We start from the raw sequence: 1,999 nt of genomic DNA on the forward strand, positions 1-1,999 counted from the left end.
GTGCTGCCGGGCGGCGACCACCTCGCCAATCTCCACCAGGGCGGACACCAACCAGTAGGAGCACATCAGGAAGGCGCCCTCCTCCCCCACCAGTCCATCGTCGGTCTCCTCGACCCGATACCGCAGGACGAGACCGTCGACCGTGAGCTCCGCGGCGATCGCGAGGATGGTGGCCCGCACGCGCGGATCGTCCGGCGGCAGGAATCCCAGCAATGGCATGAGCAGCAGCGAGGCATCCAACGCCTTCGCGTTGTAGCACTGGGTGAACACCCCCCGCTCGTCGAGACCATTCGCGCACACGTCGGCATGGATCTCGTCGGCAACAGCGGCCCAACGGTCCGCGGTCTTCGAATCCCCGCGCATCGCCGCCAGCCGCCGGCCACGGTCGACGGCAACCCAGCACATCACTTTCGAGGACGTGAAGTGCCGCAGCTGCCCGCGCACCTCCCAGATGCCGCAATCAGGCTCCCGCCAGTGTTCGGCTGCGGTGTCGACCAGCTTGACCAGCACCGGCCACAGGCGCTCGGAGAGGTAGTCCCGTGACCGGGTATGGAGGTAGACCGAGTCGAGGATCGCACCCCAGAGATCATGCTGGCGCTGGGAGAACGCGGCATTGCCGACCCGGACCGGAAATGCCCCCTCATAACCGGACAAATGCCCAAGCACCCGCTCATTCAGCCGACTTTCGCCGCCGACGCCATACATGATCTGCAGGTCGTCACCGTTCTCGCAGACGTCCGCGATGAACGAGAAGAAGTCATTCGCCTCGGAATCGAGGCCCAGGGTGTAAAGACCCCACAGGGTGAACGTGGAGTCACGGATCCAGCTGTACCGGTAGTCCCAGTTGCGTTCGCCCTGCGGCGTCTCCGGCAGAGATGTGGTGGACGCCGCGAGCAGCGCACCGGTGGGGGCGTAGGTCAGGCCCTTGAGCGCCAGTGCGCTGCGCTGCAGATGCTGGCGCCACGGGTGGTCCGGGAAGACACCACGCGAGAGCCACTGCCGCCAGAACGCGGTTGTCCGCGCCACCGCCGCCACCGCCTCCGTGTAGCTACCCGGCAGGAACGGGTCGCTCGCCCGCCAGGTCAGGGCGACGAATGCGGTTCCGCCTTCGGTCAGGGTGGTTCGGGCATGCGCCCGGCGTCCGTCGAAGCCCAGGCGCAGGTCGGTGCGCAGTCGCAGGGTCAGGTCGCCATGCTGCCCGGCATGGGGGTCGGTATGGCCCGAATCAGCCTCCTTCCCATTACTAACAGTTACAGCACTGCCGTAGTCCGCAGCCTCATATGCCCAGCCGGCCGGGCGGCAACCATAGTCGAAGTTCGGCTCGCACAGCAGCGTCAGGTCGACCGAGCCGTGCTCGCAGCGGGCGAGCCGGAGCAGGACATGTTCGGCGTCCCAGTCGGTCGGCGTGCGCCGGTGGGTGTTGGACCGCTGCGCTGTGCGGTGCCAACGTCCGACAATCAGACAGTCGGTGACGATGAGCCAGCCGTTTGGCGTCTGCCAGGTCGTCTCCAGGATGTTGGTACCCGGCAGGTAACGACGCCCAGCTGGGATCATCGTCCGGTCAGGTCCGAACCGAAAGCCGCCTGCGGACCGGTCGAGGATCGCGCCGAAAACCGACGGAGCGTCCGGCCGTGGCAGGCACATCCACTCGATGTTGCCGCTCGGCGCGACCAGAGCGGTGGTCTCACAGTCGGAGAGGAAGGCGTACTCGGCGATGGGTGGGAATGGGCTCGTGCTGCCACGCCTCGTCGGTGATGATCGCACGTTCACTCTCCTCCTGCGTCCACGCACCCCACCGGACGGGACGCGCCGGACATCGAACAGGCCGTCATCTAGCGTGATGGCAAGACAGCGGATAGTAACCGTCATGAAGATGAGGCCCGCGCAGGCCGCGCCCACGGACGAAGATCGGGATCCCGTGCCCGACCCGGCCGGCCAACCAGTGGTCGGGATGTGCTGTGCTGGGTGACATGCGGGACGACGAATTCGGTGCCGCCGG

The 1,999-nt window shown here is 66.8% G+C and carries 1 protein-coding gene; it reads right to left on the bottom strand.

Annotated features, from left to right (window positions below; translation table 11 throughout):
- Positions 1-1,764 (bottom strand): glycoside hydrolase family 15 protein (locus U9980_RS08255; protein ID WP_322767392.1); only part of this gene is annotated, 1,764 nt, incomplete at its 3' end.
- Positions 1,765-1,999: the final 235 nt, after the last annotated feature.

This window comes from Protofrankia sp. Cr1 (assembly GCF_963555865.1).
Classification (GTDB): domain Bacteria; phylum Actinomycetota; class Actinomycetes; order Frankiales; family Frankiaceae; genus Protofrankia.